This is a genomic window from Sphingobium sp. AP50 (assembly GCF_900109095.1).
Taxonomy (GTDB): domain Bacteria; phylum Pseudomonadota; class Alphaproteobacteria; order Sphingomonadales; family Sphingomonadaceae; genus Sphingobium.
In genome coordinates this window covers 1-1,774 of record NZ_FNYZ01000058.1, presented here as the reverse complement: position 1 = coordinate 1,774, position 1,774 = coordinate 1, and the positions used below count along the sequence as shown (strand labels likewise).

1 protein-coding gene is annotated in these 1,774 nt (G+C 64.0%); it reads left to right on the top strand.

The genetic code is table 11. From position 1 onward, the window contains the following. On the top strand, positions 1–1,668 hold a 1,668-nt coding region (locus tag BMY84_RS28825; RefSeq protein WP_093088590.1), incomplete at its 5' end, for a cytochrome c oxidase subunit I. Positions 1,669–1,774 lie beyond the last annotated feature (106 nt).

Here is a 1,774-nt window from a genome sequence, read left to right as displayed (position 1 = left end):
TTCTCCAACCGCCATCTGCTGGGCTATCCCTGGATCGTGCTGGCGGCGGTGGGCACGGCCTTCCTGTCCTTTGGCCTGTGGGTCCACCACATGTTTACGACGGGCCTGCCCAAGATCAGCCTCGCCTTCTTTTCCGCTGCGTCCGAAGCCGTGGCGATCCCGACGGCGGTGCAAATCTTCGCATTCATTGCGACGCTTTGGGCGGGCCGTGTCACCTGGTCGACGCCTTTGCTCTACGCGACGGGGAGTCTCGCCATCTTTGTCATCGGCGGCCTCACCGGCGTCATGGTAGCCGTGGCGCCGTTCGACTGGCAGGCGCACGACACCTATTTCATCGTCGCGCACCTCCACTATGTCCTGATCGGCGGCACGCTGCTACCGCTGTTCGCTGGCCTCTATTATTACTGGCCGTTGATTACCGGCAAGACCCTGTCCGATCGCCTCGGCCGCATCGCCTTCTGGATGCTGTTCGTCGGCGCGAACCTCACTTTCTTCCCGATGCATTTTTCGGGGCTCATGGGTATGCCGCGCCGGGTCTTCACCTATCCGGCTGAACTGGGGCTTGGCGGGCTCAACATGGCCTCAACTCTTGGGGCGTGGCTGTTCGCGGCGGGCGTGGCGGTGATCTGCGTGGACCTCGCCCTATCGCCGCGCCGACCGAAAGCGCAGCGCAATCCCTGGGGTGCCGGGACGCTCGAATGGCTGGCCCATCCCGATGACGAGGATTGGGGTATACGCTCGGTCCCACTGATCGAAAGTCGCTACCCGATCTGGGACCAGAAGGATTTCGTGCAGAAGGTCGACGAAGGGCGCTATTTCCTGCCTGACGCGGAGGAAGGGCGGCGCGAGACGATCGTCACCACCGTGCTGGACGCCCGACCGCTGGCGGTCATCCGCCTCGGCACGCCCAGCATCATCCCGATCCTGACCGCCTTGGCGCTTGGCGGCGTCTTCATCCTCACCACCTATCATCTCTACTGGGCGGCGCTTGCCTGCGCCGTGGCGACGCTCGCTTGCACCCTCTGGTGGCTTTGGACCGGGACGGCGGAAATCCCAGAGAAGCCGCGCAAACCGATCGGCCACGGGATCGATTTGCCGCTCTACATGTCCGGTCCGTCCGCGCCCGGATGGTGGGCGATGTTCATCACCATGATGGCGGATGCGACTGCCTTTTCCGGCCTCGTCTTCGGCTATTATTTCTTCTGGACCCGACATGCCGATTTCCCACCGATGGCCATGGCCGACGGACCGGGCATCTACTGGCCGATGGTGGCCCTGGCGCTCGGCGTGGCAAGCTGGCTTGCTACCATCACAGCGCGGGAAGTCCACGCGCGGGGCGGCGTCGGGATCACGCGTTTGCTGCTGGTGCTGGGCATAGCCACGAGCCTCGCAGGCATCGGTGCGGGCCTCGCCGGCCCATGGACGCATGGCATGGACCCGGAAAGCCACAGCTACCCTGCAATCGTGTGGACGCTCGTCATCTGGACCGTGGCCCATGCTGGTGTCGCCGCGATCATGCAGAGCTATGCCCTTGCCCGCAGCATTGCGGGCAAGATGGACCCACAGCATGACGCAGACATTCGCAACGTCACGGTCTACATGCACTTTTTCGCCCTCACCGCCATTATCGCCTATGCGACCATCGGCCTGTTCCCGGTGCTGTCATGAGTGATCGCCGCCCCCACTGGTCCGAGCGGCTGAAGGTCACGCTCTGGACGCTGATCGTCCCGCCGACCATCTGGGCGGGGCATTTCCTCTTCTCCTATCTCTGGGC